Origin of the sequence: Stenotrophomonas sp. HMWF003, from assembly GCF_003061285.1 — a bacterium.
Classification (GTDB): Bacteria; Pseudomonadota; Gammaproteobacteria; order Xanthomonadales; family Xanthomonadaceae; genus Stenotrophomonas; species Stenotrophomonas maltophilia_AP.
Map to the genome: position 1 here is coordinate 18,115 of NZ_QAIW01000369.1, position 744 is coordinate 18,858.

At 64.7% G+C, this 744-nt stretch carries 1 protein-coding gene; it reads right to left on the reverse strand.

Translation table 11 applies throughout. The annotated features are described in order from the left end of the window. Position 1: 1 nt before the first annotated feature. On the reverse strand, positions 2-744 hold a 743-nt coding region (locus tag DBR34_RS15235), incomplete at its 5' end, for a TIGR02594 family protein (protein WP_181394031.1).

The window sequence follows — 744 nt, forward strand, 5'->3', positions numbered from 1 at the left end:
GTCAACGCTCATTGCCGCTGGCCTTGACGACGACGACGATGCCGAGGGCGTCATTGAGGGTTTTGGCGTGGGTCGCATCGAGTTTCGGGTCCTTCAGTTCTTTGTTGGCGAAGGCCAGGTAGGCCTTGGGCACGTAATAGCGCAGCGACGCAGGATTGTATTTGACGAAGTTGATCTGGTCGCTCTGGTTGCCGCCCAGCAGGATCGGGCTGCTGCCATCGAGTGCGTACACAAAGCCCACGTGGCTGGTCTTGACCAGCGCGATCGCGCCGAATACCGGTGCATCGATCTGCACGTAGTTGGTGGTGTCGGCGGCGAAGGAGCGGGCGCGGTACGGATGCGGGCTGGAGATGGGGTACCCGGCCTTGCGCATGCAGTAGTTCACGAAGGAGGCACACCAGGCGTTGTCTCCGCCAGCCATGGTCTTGAACTGCTTGCCGTAGCCGATTTCCTCGTGGAAGTTGATCGTCTGGGTGATCACCGCTTCCTTCTTGCCCGACCACTTCTTGGCCTGCGCGTAGGCGTGCTCGATCCACGGCGCCCGTTGCTGGGAATACGGCACCAACGCGATCGGATGGGCCTGGTTCTCCGCACTGCGCACCGGCCGGGTGTCCACCGCCGCGGGCGGCTTAACGGCCGGCTGCTTGGGCGGGGCCACCGGCGGCGGCTTGACCAGGCTGGGTGCCGGCCCGCTCGGCTTGCTCGAGGCGGCCGGTTGGCTGGTCTTGGGCTTGGTCACGGCGG